Source organism: Hylemonella sp. GW821-FHT12C09 (genome assembly GCF_058807395.1).
On record NZ_JBXAQQ010000001.1, the window covers coordinates 233,379 to 252,808 of the forward strand.

Below are 19,430 nucleotides of genomic sequence, written 5' to 3' on the forward strand. Positions count from 1 at the left end.
CACGGCTCAAGGCCGGGGCGGCGGGTTCAGGCCGGGGATGGCGGTGGCGCCGGCTTCGCCGACGCGCGGCTTGCGCGGCTGGCTGCGCAGCAGGCGGTCATGCAGGCGCGCCGGCAGGCAGGACAGCAGGCGCGCGAGCCAGCCGATGCGCCGGGGCAGCACGATGTGCTCGCGCCCGCGCGCCACACCCCGCAACAGCGCGTGCGCGGCGTCTTCGGCCGACATGAGCCCCGGCATGGCAAAACGGTTGCCCGCCGTGAGCGGCGTGCGCAGGTAGCCGGGGCTGACCGTGTGCACGCTCAGGGGGCTGCCACGGCATTCGGCACGCAGGCTCTCCAGGTAGCGGATCAGGCCGCCCTTGCTCGCGCAGTAGGCGCCGTTGCCGGGCATGCCGCGCCAGCCGGCGATGCTGGCCACGCCGACCAGGGCACAGCGCGCCTGCGGCTGCGCGCGCACGGCCGCTACAAAAGGCTGGAAGGTGGTGGCCGGGCCCAGCAGGTTGATCTCCAGCATGCGGCGCATCACGGCCAGGTCGCCGGCCTCGGCGGTTTCGTAGCCACCGGCCACACCGGCATTGGCGATCACCAGGTCCGGCAGGCCGGCGCTTTGCATCCAGTCAGCCGCCAGGGCCTGCATGGCCACGCTGTCAGCCACGTCGGGGGTGTAGATGGCGCAGCGGCCCGGGGCCGATGTCGCCAGCGCTTCGAGCGCCTCGCGGTTCATGCCGACCAGCGCCACCTGTGCGCCCGCGGCCAGCAGTTCGCGCGCCAGGGCCTGGCCCAGGCCGCCACAGGCACCTGTGATCACGGCATTGCGAAACGGCAGGGGCGCGGCGGGCATAGGTCTCCGGTATCGGTGTTCTTGTGGGCGGCCGCTTGGGTGCCAAGGGCTCTGGTCTTGTGCTGGACTGTAAGAGAGTGCGAGAATATTCCGGAATATTTTATTAAATCGTCTCGAAATCAGAGATTCATGACAGAGAAATCAGTCCCCTCCCCCGGCCTGCGCCTCTTCGACCTGCTCGAAGTGCTGGTGCGCGAAGGGCGTGCGCTGACCCTGGCCGAAGCCGTGACGGCCAGCGGTTGGCCCAAGCCCACGGTGCACCGCATGCTGGCGCAGCTGGAGGCCGGCGAGCTGCTGCTGCGCGAACCCGACGGGCGCCGCTACGCGCTGGCGCCGCGCCTGCTGCGCCTGTCCGAAGGCGCCCTGGCTGGCAGCACGCAGCAGGGTGTGCGCCACGCGGTGCTGCGCCAGCTGGTGGCCGATGTAGGAGAGAGCTGCAACTTCACCGCGCTCTCGGGCAGCGAGGTGCTCTACCTGGACCGCATCGAATCGGCCTTCCCGCTGCAGCTCAACCTGCGGCCCGGCACACGCGTGCCCATCCACTGCTCGGCCAGCGGCAAGCTGCTGCTGGCCCACCTGCCGGCCGCGCAGCGCAACGCCCTGCTCGACGGCCTGCCGCTGGAGCGGCACACCGCGACCACGCTGACCACACGCGCCGCACTGGACGCCGAATTCAAGCGCATCCGCAAGGAAGACTATTCGGTGGATGCGGAGGAGTTCGTCGAAGGCCTGGTCTGCGTGGCCGTACCGGTGCGCGGCCCGGACGGCCAAGGCGCGCGCTGCGCCGTGGCGCTGCAGGCCCCGGTGGCCCGCATGTCGCTGGCGCAGGCGATCGAAAAGCTGCCGCGGCTGCAGCAAGCGGCCCAGGCCCTGGCGCGGACCTGGGGCTAAAACCGGGCTAAATCAGAGTGGCCGGCCCTGGCGCGCGAGCAGCCAGGCCGGCGCATCCTGCAGCGAAACCGGGCGCAGGAAACGGACCAGTGCCGCATCACCGACCGAAGTGCTCTCGGGCCGCGTGCTGCTGGGCCAGGGTCCGCCGTGTTGCTGGGCGGCCGTGACGGCCACGCCCGTGGGCACACCGGCGAACAGCACCCGGCCGGCGATGGCCATGGCACCGCGCACCAGCGCCTGCACATCGGCGCTCTCGGTCTGCGCGCCCCAGACCGTGACGGTCAGCGAGCCGCCCACGGCCTGCAACACCTGCAGGACCTGGGCCACGCTGGCCGCACGCACCACGAGGCTGCTGGGACCAAAGACCTCTTCACGCAGGGCCAGCTTGGCGATGAAAGCGTCCGCGCCCACCTGCGCCAGCACCGGGCGCGGCGGCTGATCCGCAGCGGCGACCTCGTGCACGACGAAGGCGGCACCGGCCTCGCCCCAATGGGCGATGCCGGCCTCGAAGTTCCTGCGCATGCCCTGCGTGAGCATGGCATGCGGGTTCTGGCCGGCCAGGGCCAGACCCAGTTGCTGCACGAAGGCATCGTTGACGGCCTTGGCATCGGCCTGCCCGGCATCGAGCAGCACGATCACACCCGGGTTGGTGCAGAACTGGCCGCAGCCCAGGGTGATGGAGCCGGCCAGCGTGGTGGCCAGCTCGGCCCCCTTGGCCTTCAGCTCGGCCGGCAAGGCGATCACGGGGTTGATGGAACCCAGCTCGCCATAGAAGGGAATCGGGCGCGGACGCGCCGCGGCCTCGGCCGCCAGCGCGGCACCGCCGCGCGTCGAGCCCGTGAAGGCCGCGGCCGCGATGGCCGGGTGACGCACGAGCTGCACCCCCACCTCGTTAGCCGCACCCTGCACCAGGCCCACGAGGCCGGCCGGCAGGTTCTGCGCGGCCAACACCCGCTGGATCAGCGCCCAGGTCTGCTGCGTGAGCTGCGGATGGCCCGGATGGCCCTTGATCACCACCGGGCAACCGGCGGCCAGGGCCGATGCCGTGTCGCCGCCGAGCACCGAGAAGGCGAAGGGGAAGTTGCTGGCCGCGTACATGGCCACGGGGCCCAGGGGCACAGCCCAGCGCTGCATGGCGGGATGACCCGCGGGCGGCGCACCGGCCACGGCGGGGTCAACGAGGTGATCGAAAGGCACACCACGCTCGGCGATGCCGGCGAAACGGCGCAGCTGGAAGGCCGTGCGATCGAGTTCGCCGTTGAGACGCACGGGGCCCAGCGCGGTTTCCTGGTCGGCCAGGGCCACGAGGGCTTCACGACCGGCTTCCAGACCGCTAGCCAGGGCACGCAAGAGCGTGGCGCGCTGGACGCCGCTGCTGGCCTGCCAGAGCGGGAAAGCGGCGGCGGCGGCATGGGCGGCCGCGTCGATGTCAGCCGCCGTGGAAGCCGTCAGCGTGTCCAGCACTTCGCCGGTGCGCGCGTTGCAGGAAGAAAAGTGGGTGCTCATGTTTGTCTCGGAAAATCAGCGAACCATGCAGGGCCGCTTGTTGTCGAACTTCCAGCCGGGGATCAGGTACTGCATGGCGGTGGCGTCGTCGCGCGAGCCCAGGCCGTGCTGCAGATAGAGTTGATGTGCTTTCTCAACCTCGACCATGTCGAGTTCCACACCCAGGCCGGGCTTCCTGGGCACCTGCACGTGGCCGCCCACGATCTGCAGCGGCTCCTTGGTGAGACGCTGGCCGTCCTGCCAGATCCAGTGCGTGTCGATGGCCGTGACCTTGCCGGGCGCGGCCGCGCCCACGTGGGTGAACATGGCCAGCGAGACGTCGAAGTGGTTGTTGGAGTGCGAGCCCCAGGTCAGACCCCAGTCGCGGCAGGTCTGCGCCACGCGCACCGAGCCGGCCATGGTCCAGAAATGCGGATCGGCCAGCGGGATGTCCACGCTTTGCAGCGAAAGCGCGTGGCTGAGCTGGCGCCAGTCGGTCGCCACCATATTGGTCGCGGTGGGCAGGCCGGTGGCGCGGCGGAATTCGGCCATGACCTCGCGGCCTGAAAAGCCGTCTTCGGCACCGCAGGGGTCTTCGGCATAGGCCACCACCCCGCGCATGCGCTGGCCCAGGCGGATCGCGTCTTTCAGCAACCAGCCGCCGTTCGGGTCCAGCGTCACGCGCGCCTGCGGGAAGCGCTCGTGCAGCGCGATCACGGCGTCGACTTCTTCGTCGCCGCGCAGCACACCACCCTTGAGCTTGAAGTCGTTGAAGCCGTACTTTTCGCGCGCGGCTTCGGCCAGGCGCACCACGGCCTGCGGTGTCATGGCCTCTTCGTGCCGCAGGCGGAACCAGTCGTTGTCGGCGCCCGGCTCACTGGCATAGGGCAAGTCGGTCTTCTTGCGGTCGCCCACGAAGAAGAGGTAACCGAGCATCTCCACCGCGTCACGTTGCTGGCCTTCGCCGAGCAGGGCCGCCACGGGCACGTCCAGGTGCTGGCCCAGCAGGTCCAGCAGCGCAGACTCGACGGCCGTCACGGCATGGATGGTGGTGCGCAGGTCGAAGGTCTGCAGGCCGCGGCCACCGGCGTCGCGATCGGCGAACTTCTGATGCACCTGCTGCAGCACGCGCTGGTGCGCGCCGATGGGCTGGCCCACGACCAGGGCGCGCGCGTCCTCCAGCGTCTGGCGGATCTTCTCGCCGCCGGGTACTTCGCCCACGCCGGTGTGGCCGGCGCTGTCGCGCAGGATCAGCAGGTTGCGCGTGAAGAAGGGGGCATGGGCGCCGCTGAGGTTGAGCAGCATGCTGTCACGGCCGGCGACAGGGATGACGCGCAGTTCGGTGACCAGGGGGGTGGAGGCGGTGGACATGAGGGCAATCGCAAGGACAGGATCAGCCCGCCTGCACCCGCCCCGGCCGGGGCAGGTGCAGGCGGGCCGGGATCAATCGGCGGAGATCTTGCGGCTCGTGATGAGCTGCTTCCAGCGGGCGAATTCCGCGGCCTGGTAGGCCGTGAACTGCGCCGGCGTGCTGCCCACGATCTCGAAGCCGAGGTCCAGCAGCTTGGGCTTGACGGCCGGGTCGTTCAGGCCGGCCACGATGGCGGCGTGCAACCTGGCCTTGATGTCGGCCGGCAGACCCTTGGGCGCGGCGATGGCCTGCCAGGAATAGACGTTGGCGTCCTTGATGCCGGACTCTTCCAGGCTGGGCACATTCGGCAGCAGCGGCGAGCGCTGGGCACTGGTGATGGCCAGGGCCTTGAGCTTGCCGGCCTTGATCTGCGGCATGGCCGTGTTGATGTTCATGAAGGACGAATCCACCTGGTTGCCCAGCAGGTCGTTCATCACCGGGCCGCCGCCCTTGTAGGGGATATGGATGCCGGTGGTCCTGGTCTGCTGCCAGAACAGCTCGGCGGTGAGGTGGTCGCTGCTGCCGTTGCCCGAGGAGGCGAAGGTCATCTTGTCGGGGTTGGCGCGCAACCAGGCCAGCACGTCGGCCAGCGAGTTGTGCGCCGAGGCGGCGGGCACCACGAGCACGTTGGGCGCCTGCACGGCCACGCTGATGTAGTCGAAATCCTTGAGCGCGTCGTACGGCACCTTGGCCATCAGATGCGGGGCGATCACATAGGGGCCGAGCGAGGCCACGAGCAGGGTGTGGCCGTCGGGTGCCGAGCGGGCCACCTGGCCGGCGCCGATGGTGCCGGTCGCGCCGGCCTTGTTGTCGACCAGGAAACTGCCGCCCAGCTTCTCCTGCAGCTTGGGCGCCAGGGTGCGGGCGATCAGATCGGTCGAACCGCCCGGCGGGAAAGGCACGAGCAGCGTGACGGGCTTGTCGGGCCAGGCCCAGGCGCTGCAGGTGGCGGCGGTCAGTACCAGCAGGGACAGAAACTTTTTCATCGTGGTCTCCTTCGTTGTGATGGGGAACGGATTTACTGCGGGCCCAGCTTCCTGATCAACGCGGCCAATTCTTCCATCTCGGCCGGTTTCAGGTCGGTCAGTGGCGCACGCACCGGGCCGGCATCGCGGCCGACCAGCTTGGCGCCGGCCTTGACGATGCTCACCGCGTACCCCTGGCCCTTGTTGCGGATCTGCAGGTAGGGCATGAAGAACTCCCGCAGCAGGCGATGCTGGGTCGCCATGTCGTCCCTGGCCACTGCATGATAGAAGTCCATCGCGGTCTTGGGAATGAAGTTGAACACCGCCGAGGAATAGACCGGCGTGCCCAGGGCCTTGTAGGCCGCGGCGTAGACCTCGGCCGTGGGCAGGCCGCCCAGGTAGGCGAAACGGTCGCCCATCTTCATGTAGACAGAGGACATGAGTTCGATGTCGCCGATGCCGTCCTTGAAGCCGATCAGGTTGGGGCAGCGGTCGGCCAGGATGGCCAGGGAGTCGGGCGTGAGTCGGCAGACGTTGCGGTTGTAGACGATGACACCGAACTTCACGCTCTTGCAGACCTGCTCCACATGGGCGATCAGGCCTTCCTGGCCGGCTTCGGTCAGGTAGTGCGGCAGCAGCAAGATGCCGTGGGCACCGGCGCGCTCGGCCTCCTGTGCGCACTGGATGGCAAAACGCGTGGGGCCACCGGCGCCCGCGATGATGGGCACCTTGCCGCGGCAGGTGTCGACGGCGGTCTTGATGATGCGGGTGTACTCGTCGCCCGTCAGCGAGAAGAACTCACCCGTGCCGCCGGCGGCGAACAGTGCGCTGGCGCCGTAGGGGGCCAGCCACTCCAGGCGGGCGGCGTAACCCTTGGGGTTGAAGTTTTCCTGCGCGTCAAAGTCGGTCAGCGGGAAGGACAGCAGTCCGCTGGACATGATGGATTTGAGTTCTTGGGCTTGCATGGTGAGTCTCCGGAAGTCAGGGCGATAAAAGACAGGACAGATCTTTTGTTGTCAGTCATCATACAACACAGAAACGTCTTGTCCAAGCCCCTTCCGGGCCCCGAGATCCCGGAAAACACCAGAAAAGCTACTTGCCAGCGGGGTCGGCTGAGAGCACGGCCGCACGGCGGCGGCGCTCCCGGCTGTTGGCCAGGTGCGTGCGCATGGCCGCGCGGGCCGCATCCGAATCCCGGTTGGCGATGGCATCGAAGATGTTCTCGTGCTCGGCATTGGCGCGCAGCAGGTAACTGCGCTGGGCCTCACTGACCCCCTCGGCCGCCCCCAGGCGGGCACGCGGGATGATCATCGCGCCCAGGGTGCTCATGAGTTCGGCAAAGTGGGGGTTCTGCGTGGCGCGTGCGATTTCCTGGTGAAACTGGAAGTCGGGGCCCACGGCATCACGCCCCTCCGCCAGCGCGGCGGCAAAACCATCTAGCGCCGAGCGCATTTCTGCCAGGTTGCGCTCGGTGCGCCGCGCCGCGGCCAGGGCGGCGGCCTCGGTCTCCAGGCCGATGCGCAGCTCCAGCACGGCGATCACGTCATGCAGGGTGGCGATCTGCTCCGGCGCGATGCGGAAGGCCGCGCCATCGCCCAGGCCGACGACAAAGGTGCCGATGCCGTGGCGCGTCTCCACCAGGCCCGAGGCCTGCAGCTTGGAAATCGCCTCGCGCACCACGGTGCGGCTCACGCCGAACTCCTCCATGATGGCGGCCTCGGTCGGCAGCTTGTCGCCGGGGACGATGCGGCCGTCGCGGATCCGGTCGCCCAAAGAATCGACGAGTTCCAGCGCCAGCGTGCGGGGCCGGCGACGTTGGACGGGCGGAAGGCTAGAGCTCATCAGGGTTTACCCCAGGTATTTTGAGATTGACAAGATCGGTTCGCATCAAGGAAGATAGTTGTATGACAACTGACGACAAAATGCAAGTCGTAACAACACTGTAGCCGATCCACCCCAGCACCCCCGCCCCAAGATTTTCATGCCGACTGCCCACCCCACCCCTCTTCGTTTCAGCCGACTCCTGCTCACCGGCGCCGCCGGTGGCCTGGGCAAGGAACTGCGCGCCCGCCTCAAGGCCTACTGTGATGTGCTGCGCCTGTCGGACATCGCCGACCTCGGCCCGGCCGGCCCCGGCGAGGAGGTCATGCCCGCAGCCCTGGAAGACAAAAAGGCCGTGGATGCCCTGCTCAAGGGAGTGGATGCGGTGGTCCACCTGGGCGGCATCTCGACCGAACACGCTTTCGAAGAGATCCTGCCGGCCAACATCCTCGGCACCTACCATGTCTACGAAGGCGCCCGCCGGCACGGCGCCAAACGCATCGTCTTCGCCAGCTCCAACCATGTGACGGGCTTCTACCGTCAGGACGAGGTGATCGGTACCGAGGTGCGCATGCGCCCCGACAGCTATTACGGCCTGTCCAAGGCCTTCGGCGAGAACCTGGCCCAGTTCTACTGGGACCGCTACGGCATCGAAACGGTCTCGCTGCGCATCGGCTCCTCCTTCCCCGAACCCAAAGACCGGCGCATGCTGGCCAGCTGGATGAGCTACGACGACCTGGAGCGCCTGGTCATGTCCTCGCTGACGGCACCCATCGTCGGACACAGCGTCATCTATGGCATCAGCGACAACGCCACGGCCTGGTATGACAACACCCAGGCCCGCCACATCGGCTACCGCCCGCAGGACAGCTCGGAGCGCTTCCGCCCCGCGGTCGAGGCCCGCCAGCCCCACCTCGACGGCAAGGACCCGATCGCCATCTACCAGGGCGGCGGCTTCGTCAAGCAGGGGCCGTTCGAGAGTTGAGCCCTGGACTCCCCCTTTCCCAACGCACCCACCTCAAACCACAAGGAGACCCAAGTGAAAGCCCATCCCCGCACCCTCATCACGCTGCTGGCAGCGCTCGGCCTGGCAGGCGCCGCCCAGGCCCTGGAGTTCCGCTCGGCCGACATCCACAACGCCGACGACTACCCCACCGTGGTGGCTGTCAAGTACATGAGCGAGCAGCTCGAGAAGAAGAGTGGCGGCAAGCACAAGATCAAGGTCTTCAACAAGGGCGCCCTGGGTTCCGAGAAGGAAACCATTGACCAGGTCAAGATCGGCGCGCTGGAAATGACCCGCGTGAACATCAGCCCCATGAACGGCATCTGCCCGCTGACGCAGGTCCCCACCATGCCCTTCCTGTTCCGCTCGGTGGAGCATATGCGCAAGTCGCTGGACGGCCCGATCGGCGAGGAAATCCTCAGGAACTGCGAGTCGGCCGGTTTCATCGGCCTGGCCTTCTATGACAGCGGCGCCCGCTCCATCTACGCCAAGAAGCCGATCAAGACCGTGGCCGATGCCAAGGGCCTGAAGATCCGCGTGCAGCAGTCCGACCTGTGGGTCGCCCTGGTCAGCGCCATGGGTGCCAACGCCACGCCCATGCCCTACGGCGAGGTCTACACGGGTCTGAAGACCGGCCTCATCGATGCGGCCGAGAACAACATCCCCTCCTTCGACACCGCCAAGCACGCCGAGGCCGTCAAGATGTACTCCAAGACCGAGCACTCGATGGCACCGGAAATGCTGCTGATGTCCAAGATCACCTGGGACAAGCTGTCCAAGGCGGAGCAGGACATGGTCCGCTCGGCCGCCAAGGAATCGGTGGCTTTCCAGCGCAAGAAGTGGGACGAGCAGGAAACCAAGTCGCTGGCCAACGTGAAGGCCCAGGGCGCCCAGATCATCGAGGTCGACAAGGCGTCCTTCCAGGCCGTGATGGGCCCGGTGTATGAGAAGTTCATGACCACGCCCGACATGAAGCGCCTGGTCAAGGCCGTGCAGGACACGAAGTAAGGCCCACCCGCGAGGCGCCGCTGGCGCCTCCCCCTCCAGGGGGCGCTGCCAGCGGTCCGGCCAAGCCGGCTCCTCGGCAGCCTTGGAACAACTCCCCTAAATCCCAGATATGTACACAAAACTCTGCGCCGGGCTCTCACGCCTGAGCTTGGGCCTCGCCATCGTCGGCCTGCTCGCCGTGATCCTGTGCGTGCAATGGCAGGTGATCGGCCGTTACGTCTTCAACGACACACCGACCTGGGCCGAGGCCCTGGCCATGTTGCTCGTCCTCTTTGTCACGGCCTTCGGCCTGGCGGTCGGCGTACGCGATGCCGGCCACATCGGCCTGGAGTCGATGGTGCAACTGCTGCCGCCGAAATGGCAACACGGCATCGAACTGCTGATCCACGCGCTGGTGGGCCTGTTCGGCGCGCTGATGGCCAAGGGCGGCTGGCTGTGGGCCTCCGCCAAATGGAGCGAGAAGAAACCCATGCTCCCCGTCCCCGACGGGATCGACTACGTGCCGCTGATCATCGCCGGCATCCTGATCGTCCTGTTCTCGATTGAACACATCGCAGCGCTGCTGCAAGGCAAGGAAGTGGTGCCCGCATGGAACTGACCGTCCTCGCCCTGAGTTTCACCGTCCTGCTGTTGCTGGGCGTGCCCGTGGCTTTTGCGATTGGCCTGTCCTCCGTGGCGACCATCATCGCGGCCGGCCTGCCCGTGGCCGTCGTCTTCCAGAAGATGGTCGGCGGCATGCAGGTCTTCAGCTTCCTGGCCATCCCCTTCTTCGTCTTCGCCGGTGAGCTCATGCTCTACGGCGGCATCGCCGAGCGCATTGTGCGTTTCGCCAACAGCCTGGTGGGCCATGTGCGCGGCGGCCTGGGCATGAGCAACGTGGTGGGCTGCACGCTGTTCGGCGGTGTTGCCGGCTCGCCCCTGGCCGATGTCTCGGCCATGGGCTCGGTGATGATCCCCCTGATGAAAAAGGAGGGCTACGACGCCGACTACGCGGTCAACGTCACCACCCATGCGGCCCTGGTCGGCGCCATCATGCCGACCTCGCACAACTTGATCATCTTCACGCTGGCCACCTCGGGCATCGCCTCGATCAGCATCGTCGGCCTCATCCTGGCCGGCCTGATCCCGGCCATCCTGCTGACGCTGTGCAACCTGGCTGCTGCCTACTGGGTGGCCGTGAAACGCGGTTACCCCACGCACGGCGCCTTCCCCGGCTGGCGCGAGGTCGGTCTGGCCTTCGCCGCGGCCATGCCGGGCCTGCTGGTGGTCGTCATCATCCTGGGCGGCATCCTCTCGGGGGTCTTCACGGCAACGGAGTCCGCCTCCATCGCCGTGGCCTGGGCGCTGCTGATCACCACCGTGGTCTACCGCTCGCTGAGCTGGAAGAACTTCCTCAAGGCCTGTGCCAAGGCCTGCAAGACCACGGGCGTGGTGCTGCTGCTCATCGGCATCTCGGCCGCCTTCGGTTATTTCATGGCGCTGTACGAAGTGCCGCAGAAGACGGGCGAGCTGATGCAAAGCGTGAGCAGCGAGCCCTGGGTCATCTTCCTGATGATCAACGTGCTGCTGTTCCTGCTGGGCACCTTCCTGGACATGGCCGCCACCATCCTGATCTGCACCCCCATCTTCATGCCCATCGCCATGCAATTCGGCATGGACCCGCTGCAGTTCGGCATCGTGATGCTGATCAACTGCGCACTGGGCCTGAACACGCCGCCGGTCGGCTCCGTCCAGTTCGTGGGCTGCGCGATCGGGGAGATATCGGTCGGGCAGGTCATGCGCTCCATCGCGCCCTTCTACGGCGCCCTGGGGGTCTGCCTGCTGCTGGTCACCTATGTGCCGGCCTTCTCGCTGTGGCTGCCGGGCCTGATGAAATGAACCCGGAAACCTCAAGGAGACCGCTTTCATGTCTTGGCACAGACTCCTCTTTGGAGCCGCAGTCGCGGGTGTCCTGATGCTGCAAGGCTGCGCCACCTCCACCACCGCCACGGCTTATGTGACCAACGCCGACAGCCGCGAGATCAGCGTGCTGGAACTGGACAAGCGCCAGGGCACCCTGCGTGCCCTCCAGGCCGTGCCCGTGGGTGGCACGGCCATGCCGCTGGCGCTGAGCCCGGACCAGAAGAAGCTCTACGTGGCCCTGCGCTCCGATCCCTACACTGCTGCAGCCTTCACGATCGATGGTGTGACGGGTCAGTTGAGCGCTCTGGGCAGCGCGGCCTTGCCGGACAGCATGGCCAACATCGCCACCGACCGCAGCGGGCGCTGGCTCTTCGCCGCCTCCTATGGCGGCCACCGTGCCAGCGTCTCGCCCATCGGTCCCGAGGGCAAACCCGCTGCCGCCGTGCAGATCGTGTCCAACGGCAAGAACGCCCATGCGGCCGTGCCCGATGCGGCCAACCGCCATGTCTACATCACCAGCCTGGGCACCGACCAGGTCTTCCAGTGGCGCTTCGACGCCGCCACCGGCCAGCTCACACCCAATGATCCGCCGGCCATGGCGGCACGCCCGGGCAGCGGCCCGCGCCACCTGGTGTTCCACCCGAACGGCCGCCACGCCTACCTGCTGGGCGAACTCGACGCCACGGTGGAGCTGCTCGAGGTCGACGCGACCAGGGGCCAGCTGAGCCCCAAGCAGCACTGGTCCACCCTGCCCGCCGGTTCCACCGTCAAGCCCTGGGGGGCCGACCTGCACCTGACACCGGATGGCCGTTTCCTCTACACCAGCGAACGCAACTCCAGCACCCTGGCGATCTGGCGCGTGGACGCCAGCACCGGCGCGCTGAGCCTGGTCGGTCACCAGGACACCGAGCAACAACCGCGTGGTTTCCAGATCGACGCCTCGGGCCAGTGGCTCATCGCCGCCGGCCAGGTTTCGAACTCTGTCACCCTCTACAAGATCGACCGCGAGAGCGGTCGCCTGACCCCCACCCAACGCCTCCCCGTTGGCAAGAACCCGAACTGGATCGAGATCGTCGATCGCCCCTGACCCTCGTGTGAGCAGAACCTAGAGCATGAACGCGCAGCCCATCATCATCCGCATGCACGCCACGGACAACGTGGCCATCGTCGCCAACGAGGGCGGCCTGCCGGCCGGCACCGCCCTGCCCGACGAGGGCATCACCCTGCGCGACAAGGTGCCGCAGGCGCACAAGGTCGCGCTGGTCGACATCGCGACCGGTGCGCCCGTGCTGCGCTACGGTGTGCCCATCGGCTATGCCAAGGCGGCCATCGCCGCCGGCAGCTGGGTACACGAACGCCTGCTGGACATGCCCGCGGCGCGCGAGCTGCAGGGCCTGCCCATGGCCACGGTCAAGCGGACCCCGCTGGCGCCGCTGGAGGGCTACACCTTCGAGGGTTACCGCAACGCCGACGGCTCGGTGGGCACGCGCAATCTGCTGGCCATCACCACCACGGTGCAGTGCGTGGCCGGGGTGGTGGACGTGGCCGTCGAACGCATCCGCAAGGAACTGCTGCCGCTGTACCCCAACGTGGACGGCGTCGTCGGCCTGGAACACACTTACGGCTGCGGCGTGGCCATCGACGCGCCCGAAGCCCCCATCCCGATCCGCACGCTGCGCAACATCAGCCTCAACCCCAACTTCGGGGGTGAAGTCATGGTGGTCAGCCTGGGCTGCGAGAAGCTGCAGCCCGAGCGCCTGCTGCCCCCGGGCAGCATCCCGATCAGCGACCAGCGCGGTGCAACCGATGTGCTCGACGTGGTCTGCCTGCAGGACAGCGCGCACGTGGGCTTCATGAGCATGATCGACTCGATCCTCGCCACCGCCAAGGTACACCTGGAACGTCTCAACCGGCGCCGCCGCGAGACCGTGCCCGCCAGCGAGCTGGTGGTCGGCGTGCAGTGCGGCGGCAGCGACGCTTTCAGCGGCGTCACCGCCAACCCGGCCGTGGGTTATATGGCCGATCTGCTGGTACGCGCCGGCGCCACCATCATGTTCAGCGAGAACACCGAGGTGCGCGACGCCGTGGAGCAACTCACCAGCCGCGCCGCCACACCCGAGGTCGCCGAGGCCATCGTGCGTGAACTGGGCTGGTACGACCAGTACCTGGAGCGCGGCCGTGTGGACCGCGCCGCCAACACCACGCCGGGCAACAAGGCCGGCGGCCTCTCGAACATCGTCGAGAAAGCGATGGGCTCCATCATCAAGAGCGGCACCGCGCCCATCGCCCACGTGCTCTCACCCGGCAACAAGCTGGCCCGCGAACAACGCGGCCTGGTCTACGCCGCCACGCCCGCCAGCGACTTCATCTGCGGCACGCTGCAGCTGGCCGCGGGCATGAACCTGCATGTCTTCACCACAGGCCGCGGCACGCCCTACGGCCTGGCCGAATGCCCGGTGATCAAGGTGGCCACACGCACCGAGCTGGCCCGCCGCTGGCACGATCTCATGGACGTGAATGCCGGCCGTGTGGCCGACGGCGAACTGAGCATCGAGGACGCCGGCTGGGAACTGTTCCGCCTGCTGCTCGATGTCGCCAGCGGCAAGAAGAAAACCTGGGCCGAGCAATGGAAGCTGCACAACGCACTCGTCTTGTTCAACCCCGCACCCGTGACCTGAGCCAGAGGCCAGGCACCCGATTTTCGGAGAACTAGCAAGGGGCTACACATGCTGTCCACATTCCACAAAACCTGGCTCGGCGCGCTGTTCGCGGCCTTGAGCCTGGGTGCCGCCGCCCAGAGCGGCACCATCAAGATCGTCGTGCCCTACCCGCCCGGCGGCTCCTCGGACATCATCGCGCGATCGATCAGCCAGCCCCTGTCGGACCTGCTCAGGCAGACCGTGATCGTGGAAAACCGCGCCGGCGCCAACGGCAATCTCGGCGCCGACCTGGTGGCCAAGTCCAAGGCCGACGGCCTGACCCTGCTGCTGTGCGACACCGGCGCATTGGCCATCAGCCCCTCGATCTACAAGCTGCCCTTCGACCCGTCCAAGGACCTGCGCGGCGTGACCATGCTGGCCTACTCGCCGCACATGCTGGTGGTCCACCCCTCGGTGCAGGCCAACAACCTCAAGGAGCTGGTGGCCCTGTCCAGGAAGTCGCAGCTCAATTTCGCCGTCACCGCCACGGGCAGCGCACCGCACCTCGCGGGCGTGTCCGTGCAGCGCGCCAGCGGCGCCGAGTGGGCCTTCATCCCCTACAAGGGTGGCGTGCAGGCCGTGACCGACACCATCGCCGGCCAGACCCAGGTCACCATGAACGGCATGCTGGCCACCCTGCCCCATGTGCAGAGCGGCAAGCTCAAGGTGCTGGGCATCTCCAAGGCCACACGCATGCCCCTGGTGGCCAACATCCCCACGCTGGCCGAGCAGGGCCTGAAAGGTTTTGAATCGGGGACCTGGCAAGGGGTGCTGGTGCCCACCGGCACGCCCAAGGCGGTGGTGGACAGGCTCAACGCCGCCCTGATCCAGGTCATCCGCAGCCCCGACGTACGCAGCCGTCTGACCGCCCAGGGCGCGGAAGTCGTGACCATGAGCCCCGATGAGCAGGACAAGTTCTTCAAGCAGGAACGCGCCCGCTGGCGGACCGTGGTCAACGAGGCCAAGATCCAGCTTGAGTGAGCACGCGCCAAAACAAAAGGCCGCCCCGGGGCGGCCTTTTGCATGGGCTTGAGGCGGCTCAACTGCCCGCTACCTTCATCCTGTTGATGAGGATGGAGCCCACCGTCTTGGCGCCGTAGTTGTAGGCATCAGCGCCCACGGCCGTGATGCCCATGAGCATGTCCTTCATATTGCCGGCGATGGTGATCTCTTCTACCGGGTAGGCGATGCGGCCCTTGTCCACCCAGAAGCCGCTGGCCCCGCGCGAGTAGTCGCCGGTCACGTAGTTCACGCCCTGGCCCATCAGTTCGGTGACAAAGAGGCCGGTGCCCAGCTTCTCCAGCATGGCGTCCAGGTCGTCGCCCGCCTTCGTGAGGCGCGAACTCAGGATCAGGTTGTGCGAGCCGCCGGCGTTGCCGGTGGTTTTCATGCCCAGCTTGCGCGCCGAGTAGCTGCTCAGGAAATAGCCCTGCACGCGCCCGGCGTTGATGACCGAGCGCGGCTGGACCCGCACGCCCTCCTCGTCGAAGGGCGAGCTGCCCTTGCCGCGCAGCAGGAAGGGATCTTCCAGCAGGTCGATGTGCGCAGGCAGCACCTGCTGGCCCAGGGAATCGAGCAGGAAAGAGCTCTTGCGGTACAGGGCGCCACCGCTGAGGGCCTGCACCAGCGCACCGAGCAGGCCGGCAGCCAGCGGCGACTCGAACAGCACCGGCACTTCGCGGGTGCTGATCTTGCGCGACTTCAGGCGACTGAGCGCGCGCTCGGCGGCGTAACGACCGATGGCTTCGGGCACCGCCAGGTCCTCCGGATGGCGGTGCGAGCTGTACCAGTAGTCACGCTGCATGCCGGCACCCTTGCCGGCAATCGGCGAGACCGAAATGGAATGGCGCGAGCTGGGATAACCCCCGCGAAAACCCCGGGTGTGGGCGCTGAAGAAATGCGACTGCTGGGCCGACACCGCCGCGCCCTCGCTGTTGGTGATGCGTTTGTCGGTCGCAAAGGACGCGGCTTCGGTGGCGCGTGCCAGTTCGGCGGCCTGGGCGCTGTCGATGCTCCAGGGGTGGAAGAGGTCCAGATCACGCTGCGTATCGGTGCGCGTCGCAATGTCTTCGGCATCGGGCAGGCCGGCCACCGGGTCTTCGGCTGTGAAGCGTGCGATGTCGTAGGCCGCCTGCACGGTCTGCTCGATGGCGGCGCGCGAGAAGTCGGAGGTGCTGGCATTGCCGCGACGCTGGCCCAGGTAGACGGTGACACCCAGCGACTTGTCGCGGTTGCGCTCCACGTTTTCCAGTTCGCCCTTGCGCACCGAGACGCTGAGGCCGCAGCCCTCGGAGGCCTCGGCCCCCGCGTCGGTGGCGCCGAGCTTTTTGGCGTGCGCCAGCGCGGCGTCCACGAGTTCTTCGAAATAGGCGCGGCTGTAGCTGAAGCCGCTTTCGGCGCGAGGATCGGGTTTATTCATGGCAAGGCTATGATACTTGCCCGTGTACGCAGGCATTGCGGCACAACGAATTCACCCCCACACATGTCCCGCAAACCCAAAAAAGGCTATTACGTCAAAGGCCAGTTCGTCGCCGAAGGCAGCGAACTCGACCTGGAGCTCAAGCGCGAGCTCCGGGGCGACACCGACGTCAGCCGCACCGACCTCAAGCGCGAGAGCACCGAGCTGCAGAAGCTGGGCGAATCCCTGCTGAACCTGCGCGCCGACCTGCTGGCCAAGCTGGAACTGCCGGACAAGCTGCTGGAGGCCATGGCCGAGGCCAAGCGCATCACCAACTTCGAGGGCAAGCGCCGCCAGATGCAGTTCGTCGGCAAGCTCATGCGCCAGCTCGACCCTGCCGTGCTGGACGCCGCGCGCGCCGCCCTGGTCGAACAGCACATGCCCTCGGCCCGCGAAACCGCCCTGCTGCACACGGCCGAACAGTGGCGCGACCGCCTCATCGCCGACGATGAGGCCGTGGCCGCCTGGATCAAGGATTTTCCGCAGACCGACACCCAGCAACTGCGCGCCCTGGTGCGCCAGGCCCGCAAGGACGCCATCCCCGCCGACAAGGCCGCCGTGTCGCAGGGCCTGGCCCCGCGCCAGGGCCGGGCCTACCGCGAGGTCTTCCAGCTGGTGCGTGAACTGCTGGCCACGGTCGACGCCTCCGACGCAGAGCAAGCCCCTGAGGACTCCGATGAGTGACTTCGACCCCATCAAGATCGGCATCGTCTCCATCAGCGACCGCGCCTCCACCGGCGTCTACGAAGACAAGGGCCTGCCCGCGCTGCAGGACTGGCTGACCCGCGCGCTGAAGAACCCCATCACCTTCGAGCCACGCCTGATCCCCGACGAGCAGGCCCGCATCAGCGCCACGCTGATCGAGCTGGTGGACGCCGGCTGTTCGCTGGTGCTCACCACGGGTGGCACGGGCCCGGCCCTGCGCGACGTGACGCCCGAGGCCACGCTGGCCGTGGCACACAAGGAAATGCCGGGCTTTGGCGAGCAGATGCGCCAGATCAGCCTGAAGTTCGTGCCGACTGCCATCCTCTCGCGCCAGGTCGCGGTGATCCGCGCCAAGAGCCTGATCATCAACCTGCCGGGCCAACCCAAATCCATCCAGGAAACGCTGGAGGGCCTGAAGGACGCCGAAGGCAAGTCGATCGTGGCCGGCATCTTTGCCGCCGTGCCCTACTGCGTGGACCTGATCGGCGGCCCGTACATGGAAACCAAGGACGAGGTCTGCAAGGCCTTCCGCCCCAAGTCGGCCATCCGCCCGCCGAAAAACGGCTGAGCCCGTGCCCGTCTCGCACCTCCTGCTTGCGCTGGCCGTGGTCGCGGTCTGGGGCACCAACTTCGTGGTCATCAAGTTCGGCCTGACCGAACTGCCGCCGCTGCTGCTGGCCACCCTGCGTTTTGTGCTCAGCGCCCTGCCCTGGCTGCTCTTCATCAAACGCCCGGCCGTGGCCTGGCGCTATCTGGTGAGCTACGGCGTGTTCATCGGCTTCATGTTCGGCCTGCTTTTCCTGGCCATGCGCAACGACGTGTCGCCGGGCCTGGCCTCGCTGCTGATGCAGTCGCAGGTCTTCATGACCCTGCTGCTGGTGGCCTGGCTGCAGCACGAGCGCATGCCGCGTGTGCAGTTCGGCGGCCTGGCGCTGGCCACGCTGGGTTTTGCGCTGATCGCCTGGCAGAGCTTCCACCAGACCCACACCGACGTCACGCCGCTGGGCCTGGTCCTGGCCCTGGGCGGCGCCCTGTGCTGGGCCTGCGGCAATGTGCTTGCGCGCAGCATCGGCAAGGTCGACATGCTGGGTTTCATGGTCTGGAGCAGCGTGTTCGCGGTGCCGCCCCTGCTGGTGCTGAGCCTGTGGTTTGAAGGGCCGGCCGCCATCACCGAAGCCCTGCCGCGCGCCAGCCTCGCGGCCTGGGCCGCCATTCTCTGGCAGGCGCTGGGCAATACCCTGTTCGGCTTCGGCGCCTGGGGCTGGCTGCTGGCGCGCCACCCGGCCGCCACCATCACACCCCTGGCCTTGCTGATCCCCGTGTTCGGCATGGGCTCCTCGGCCCTGCTGCTGGGCGAACCGCTGCAGGCCTGGAAACTCGGCGCCGCAGCGCTGGTGATGGGCGGGCTGGCCATCAACGTGCTGGGCGCACGCGTGAACAGCAAGGCCTGAAGTCGCGGCTTACTTGCCAACCAGCTGGTTGAGCTTGTCTTTTTCGAAGTTCTCTTCGCGCGCGGCATCACCGGGCACACAATCGGCCATCGCCTTGCCCGAGGACAGCTTCTCGATGGCCTGCCACAGCAGGGCGATCTGGTGCTCCTGCGAGCCCGCGTTGTCGATCAGGCCCTTCATGGCCTGGCTCAGCGGGTCGTCCTCCTGCGTGATGCCGTAGGCGGTGAACTTCTTCTCCGGCGCCGTCACGTCGGCGCTTTCACCGGCCTTGGACGGAATGATGCGCGCCGGAATGCCCACGGCCGTGGCGCCGGCGGGCACCGGCTTGATCACCACGGCATTGCTGCCGATCTTGGCGCCGTCGCCCACTTCAAAGCCCCCCAGCACCTTGGCGCCCGCGCTGACCACCACGTCACGACCCAGCGTGGGGTGGCGCTTGGTGCCTTTGTAGAGCGAGGTGCCGCCCAGCGTGACGCCGTGGTAGATGGTGCAGCCGTCGCCCACCTCGGCGGTCTCGCCGATCACCACGCCCATGCCGTGGTCGATGAACACACGCTGGCCGATCTTCGCGCCCGGGTGGATCTCGATGCCCGTGAGCCAGCGACCGACGTGCGAGATGAATCGCCCCAGCCACTTCAGGCCGTGGGTCCAGCACCAGTGGCCCCAGCGGTGCATCACGATGGCGTGCAGGCCGGGGTAGCAGGTCAGCACCTCCCAGGCGCTGCGGGCGGCCGGGTCGCGGTCGAGGATGCACTGGATGTCGGAGCGGAGGCGGGCAAACATAGGGGCAG

19 protein-coding genes are annotated in these 19,430 nt (G+C 67.5%); 11 read left to right on the forward strand and 8 right to left on the reverse strand.

Annotated features, from left to right (window positions below; genetic code table 11):
- Positions 1-6 precede the first annotated feature (6 nt).
- Positions 7-840, reverse strand: a complete 834-nt coding sequence (locus tag AC1RRP_RS01200; RefSeq protein WP_493032436.1) for an SDR family oxidoreductase — start codon at positions 838-840, stop codon at positions 7-9.
- Between the two features lie 129 nt (positions 841-969).
- Here AC1RRP_RS01200 and AC1RRP_RS01205 point away from each other — a divergent pair, with 129 nt between their 5' ends.
- Positions 970-1,731 carry an IclR family transcriptional regulator gene (locus AC1RRP_RS01205; RefSeq protein WP_493032439.1) on the forward strand — a complete coding sequence of 254 codons (762 nt, stop codon included), beginning with the start codon at positions 970-972 and terminating at the stop codon, positions 1,729-1,731.
- Between the two features lie 12 nt (positions 1,732-1,743).
- On the opposite strand, the gene AC1RRP_RS01210 is transcribed toward AC1RRP_RS01205, so the two are convergent.
- The 5 genes from AC1RRP_RS01210 to AC1RRP_RS01230 form a co-directional block, all read right to left on the reverse strand.
- Positions 1,744-3,237, reverse strand: a complete 1,494-nt coding sequence (locus tag AC1RRP_RS01210) for an aldehyde dehydrogenase (NADP(+)) (protein WP_493032441.1) — start codon at positions 3,235-3,237, stop codon at positions 1,744-1,746.
- Between the two features lie 15 nt (positions 3,238-3,252).
- Positions 3,253-4,587, reverse strand: a complete 1,335-nt coding sequence (gene gudD / locus AC1RRP_RS01215) for a glucarate dehydratase (protein WP_493032443.1) — start codon at positions 4,585-4,587, stop codon at positions 3,253-3,255.
- Positions 4,588-4,659: 72 nt separating this feature from the next.
- Positions 4,660-5,613: a Bug family tripartite tricarboxylate transporter substrate binding protein gene (locus AC1RRP_RS01220; RefSeq protein WP_493032446.1), complete on the reverse strand. Its 954-nt coding sequence runs from the start codon at positions 5,611-5,613 to the stop codon at positions 4,660-4,662.
- Positions 5,614-5,645: 32 nt separating this feature from the next.
- Entirely contained in the window at positions 5,646-6,557 is a 912-nt protein-coding gene (gene kdgD / locus AC1RRP_RS01225) for a 5-dehydro-4-deoxyglucarate dehydratase (protein ID WP_493032448.1), read from the reverse strand.
- A 127-nt stretch (positions 6,558-6,684) separates the two neighbouring features.
- Positions 6,685-7,434 (reverse strand): FadR/GntR family transcriptional regulator, encoded by a 750-nt coding sequence (locus tag AC1RRP_RS01230; protein ID WP_493032450.1) that lies wholly within the window; start codon positions 7,432-7,434, stop codon positions 6,685-6,687.
- 139 nt (positions 7,435-7,573) lie between these two features.
- Here AC1RRP_RS01230 and AC1RRP_RS01235 point away from each other — a divergent pair, with 139 nt between their 5' ends.
- From AC1RRP_RS01235 to AC1RRP_RS01265, 7 genes are all read left to right on the forward strand, one after another.
- Positions 7,574-8,398 (forward strand): NAD-dependent epimerase/dehydratase family protein, encoded by an 825-nt coding sequence (locus AC1RRP_RS01235; RefSeq protein ID WP_493032452.1) that lies wholly within the window; start codon positions 7,574-7,576, stop codon positions 8,396-8,398.
- A 54-nt stretch (positions 8,399-8,452) separates the two neighbouring features.
- A complete protein-coding gene (locus AC1RRP_RS01240) occupies positions 8,453-9,424 on the forward strand; it encodes a TRAP transporter substrate-binding protein (RefSeq protein WP_493032454.1) in 972 nt (323 codons plus the stop codon).
- A gap of 109 nt (positions 9,425-9,533) precedes the next feature.
- The gene (locus AC1RRP_RS01245; RefSeq protein WP_493032456.1) at positions 9,534-10,022 is read left to right on the forward strand and encodes a TRAP transporter small permease; all 489 of its coding nucleotides are present in this window, start codon (positions 9,534-9,536) and stop codon (positions 10,020-10,022) included.
- Positions 10,013-11,302 (forward strand): TRAP transporter large permease, encoded by a 1,290-nt coding sequence (locus AC1RRP_RS01250; RefSeq protein ID WP_493032458.1) that lies wholly within the window; start codon positions 10,013-10,015, stop codon positions 11,300-11,302. Before AC1RRP_RS01245 ends, AC1RRP_RS01250 begins: the two co-directional genes overlap by 10 nt.
- A 28-nt stretch (positions 11,303-11,330) precedes the next feature.
- On the forward strand, positions 11,331-12,413 hold the full coding sequence (locus AC1RRP_RS01255; protein WP_493032460.1) for a lactonase family protein: 1,083 nt from the start codon (positions 11,331-11,333) through the stop codon (positions 12,411-12,413).
- Between the two features lie 25 nt (positions 12,414-12,438).
- The gene (gene garD / locus AC1RRP_RS01260) at positions 12,439-14,004 is read left to right on the forward strand and encodes a galactarate dehydratase (protein WP_493032461.1); all 1,566 of its coding nucleotides are present in this window, start codon (positions 12,439-12,441) and stop codon (positions 14,002-14,004) included.
- Between the two features lie 48 nt (positions 14,005-14,052).
- Positions 14,053-15,006 carry a Bug family tripartite tricarboxylate transporter substrate binding protein gene (locus AC1RRP_RS01265; protein WP_493032463.1) on the forward strand — a complete coding sequence of 318 codons (954 nt, stop codon included), beginning with the start codon at positions 14,053-14,055 and terminating at the stop codon, positions 15,004-15,006.
- Between the two features lie 58 nt (positions 15,007-15,064).
- Here the strand turns inward: AC1RRP_RS01265 and pmbA are convergent, their stop codons facing one another.
- Positions 15,065-16,444, reverse strand: a complete 1,380-nt coding sequence (pmbA, locus tag AC1RRP_RS01270) for a metalloprotease PmbA (protein ID WP_493032465.1) — start codon at positions 16,442-16,444, stop codon at positions 15,065-15,067.
- A gap of 63 nt (positions 16,445-16,507) precedes the next feature.
- On the opposite strand from pmbA, the gene yjgA reads away from it, so the two are divergent.
- The 3 genes from yjgA to AC1RRP_RS01285 are packed head-to-tail and all read left to right on the forward strand — an operon-like array spanning position 16,508 to position 18,639.
- Positions 16,508-17,167 carry a ribosome biogenesis factor YjgA gene (gene yjgA, locus AC1RRP_RS01275; RefSeq protein ID WP_493032467.1) on the forward strand — a complete coding sequence of 220 codons (660 nt, stop codon included), beginning with the start codon at positions 16,508-16,510 and terminating at the stop codon, positions 17,165-17,167.
- Entirely contained in the window at positions 17,160-17,756 is a 597-nt protein-coding gene (mog, locus tag AC1RRP_RS01280; protein WP_493032469.1) for a molybdopterin adenylyltransferase, read from the forward strand. Before yjgA ends, mog begins: the two co-directional genes overlap by 8 nt.
- Positions 17,757-17,760: 4 nt before the next feature.
- Positions 17,761-18,639 carry an EamA family transporter gene (locus AC1RRP_RS01285; RefSeq protein ID WP_493032471.1) on the forward strand — a complete coding sequence of 293 codons (879 nt, stop codon included), beginning with the start codon at positions 17,761-17,763 and terminating at the stop codon, positions 18,637-18,639.
- A gap of 9 nt (positions 18,640-18,648) precedes the next feature.
- On the opposite strand, the gene cysE is transcribed toward AC1RRP_RS01285, so the two are convergent.
- Positions 18,649-19,422, reverse strand: a complete 774-nt coding sequence (gene cysE, locus AC1RRP_RS01290; RefSeq protein ID WP_493032473.1) for a serine O-acetyltransferase — start codon at positions 19,420-19,422, stop codon at positions 18,649-18,651.
- Between the last annotated feature and the right edge of the window lie 8 nt (positions 19,423-19,430).

Bases quoted from the DNA above. Each gene is read 5' to 3' on its own strand.
- AC1RRP_RS01200 (WP_493032436.1), bottom strand. From the start codon at position 840: ATGCCCGCCGCGCCCCTGCCGTTTCGCAATGCCGTGATCACAGGTGCC.
- AC1RRP_RS01205 (WP_493032439.1), top strand. From the start codon at position 970: ATGACAGAGAAATCAGTCCCCTCCCCCGGCCTGCGCCTCTTCGACCTG.
- AC1RRP_RS01210 (WP_493032441.1), bottom strand. From the start codon at position 3,237: ATGAGCACCCACTTTTCTTCCTGCAACGCGCGCACCGGCGAAGTGCTG.
- gudD (WP_493032443.1), bottom strand. From the start codon at position 4,587: ATGTCCACCGCCTCCACCCCCCTGGTCACCGAACTGCGCGTCATCCCT.
- AC1RRP_RS01220 (WP_493032446.1), bottom strand. From the start codon at position 5,613: ATGAAAAAGTTTCTGTCCCTGCTGGTACTGACCGCCGCCACCTGCAGC.
- kdgD (WP_493032448.1), bottom strand. From the start codon at position 6,557: ATGCAAGCCCAAGAACTCAAATCCATCATGTCCAGCGGACTGCTGTCC.
- AC1RRP_RS01230 (WP_493032450.1), bottom strand. From the start codon at position 7,434: ATGAGCTCTAGCCTTCCGCCCGTCCAACGTCGCCGGCCCCGCACGCTG.
- AC1RRP_RS01235 (WP_493032452.1), top strand. From the start codon at position 7,574: ATGCCGACTGCCCACCCCACCCCTCTTCGTTTCAGCCGACTCCTGCTC.
- AC1RRP_RS01245 (WP_493032456.1), top strand. From the start codon at position 9,534: ATGTACACAAAACTCTGCGCCGGGCTCTCACGCCTGAGCTTGGGCCTC.
- AC1RRP_RS01250 (WP_493032458.1), top strand. From the start codon at position 10,013: ATGGAACTGACCGTCCTCGCCCTGAGTTTCACCGTCCTGCTGTTGCTG.
- AC1RRP_RS01255 (WP_493032460.1), top strand. From the start codon at position 11,331: ATGTCTTGGCACAGACTCCTCTTTGGAGCCGCAGTCGCGGGTGTCCTG.
- garD (WP_493032461.1), top strand. From the start codon at position 12,439: ATGAACGCGCAGCCCATCATCATCCGCATGCACGCCACGGACAACGTG.
- AC1RRP_RS01265 (WP_493032463.1), top strand. From the start codon at position 14,053: ATGCTGTCCACATTCCACAAAACCTGGCTCGGCGCGCTGTTCGCGGCC.
- pmbA (WP_493032465.1), bottom strand. From the start codon at position 16,444: ATGAATAAACCCGATCCTCGCGCCGAAAGCGGCTTCAGCTACAGCCGC.
- yjgA (WP_493032467.1), top strand. From the start codon at position 16,508: ATGTCCCGCAAACCCAAAAAAGGCTATTACGTCAAAGGCCAGTTCGTC.
- mog (WP_493032469.1), top strand. From the start codon at position 17,160: ATGAGTGACTTCGACCCCATCAAGATCGGCATCGTCTCCATCAGCGAC.
- cysE (WP_493032473.1), bottom strand. From the start codon at position 19,422: ATGTTTGCCCGCCTCCGCTCCGACATCCAGTGCATCCTCGACCGCGAC.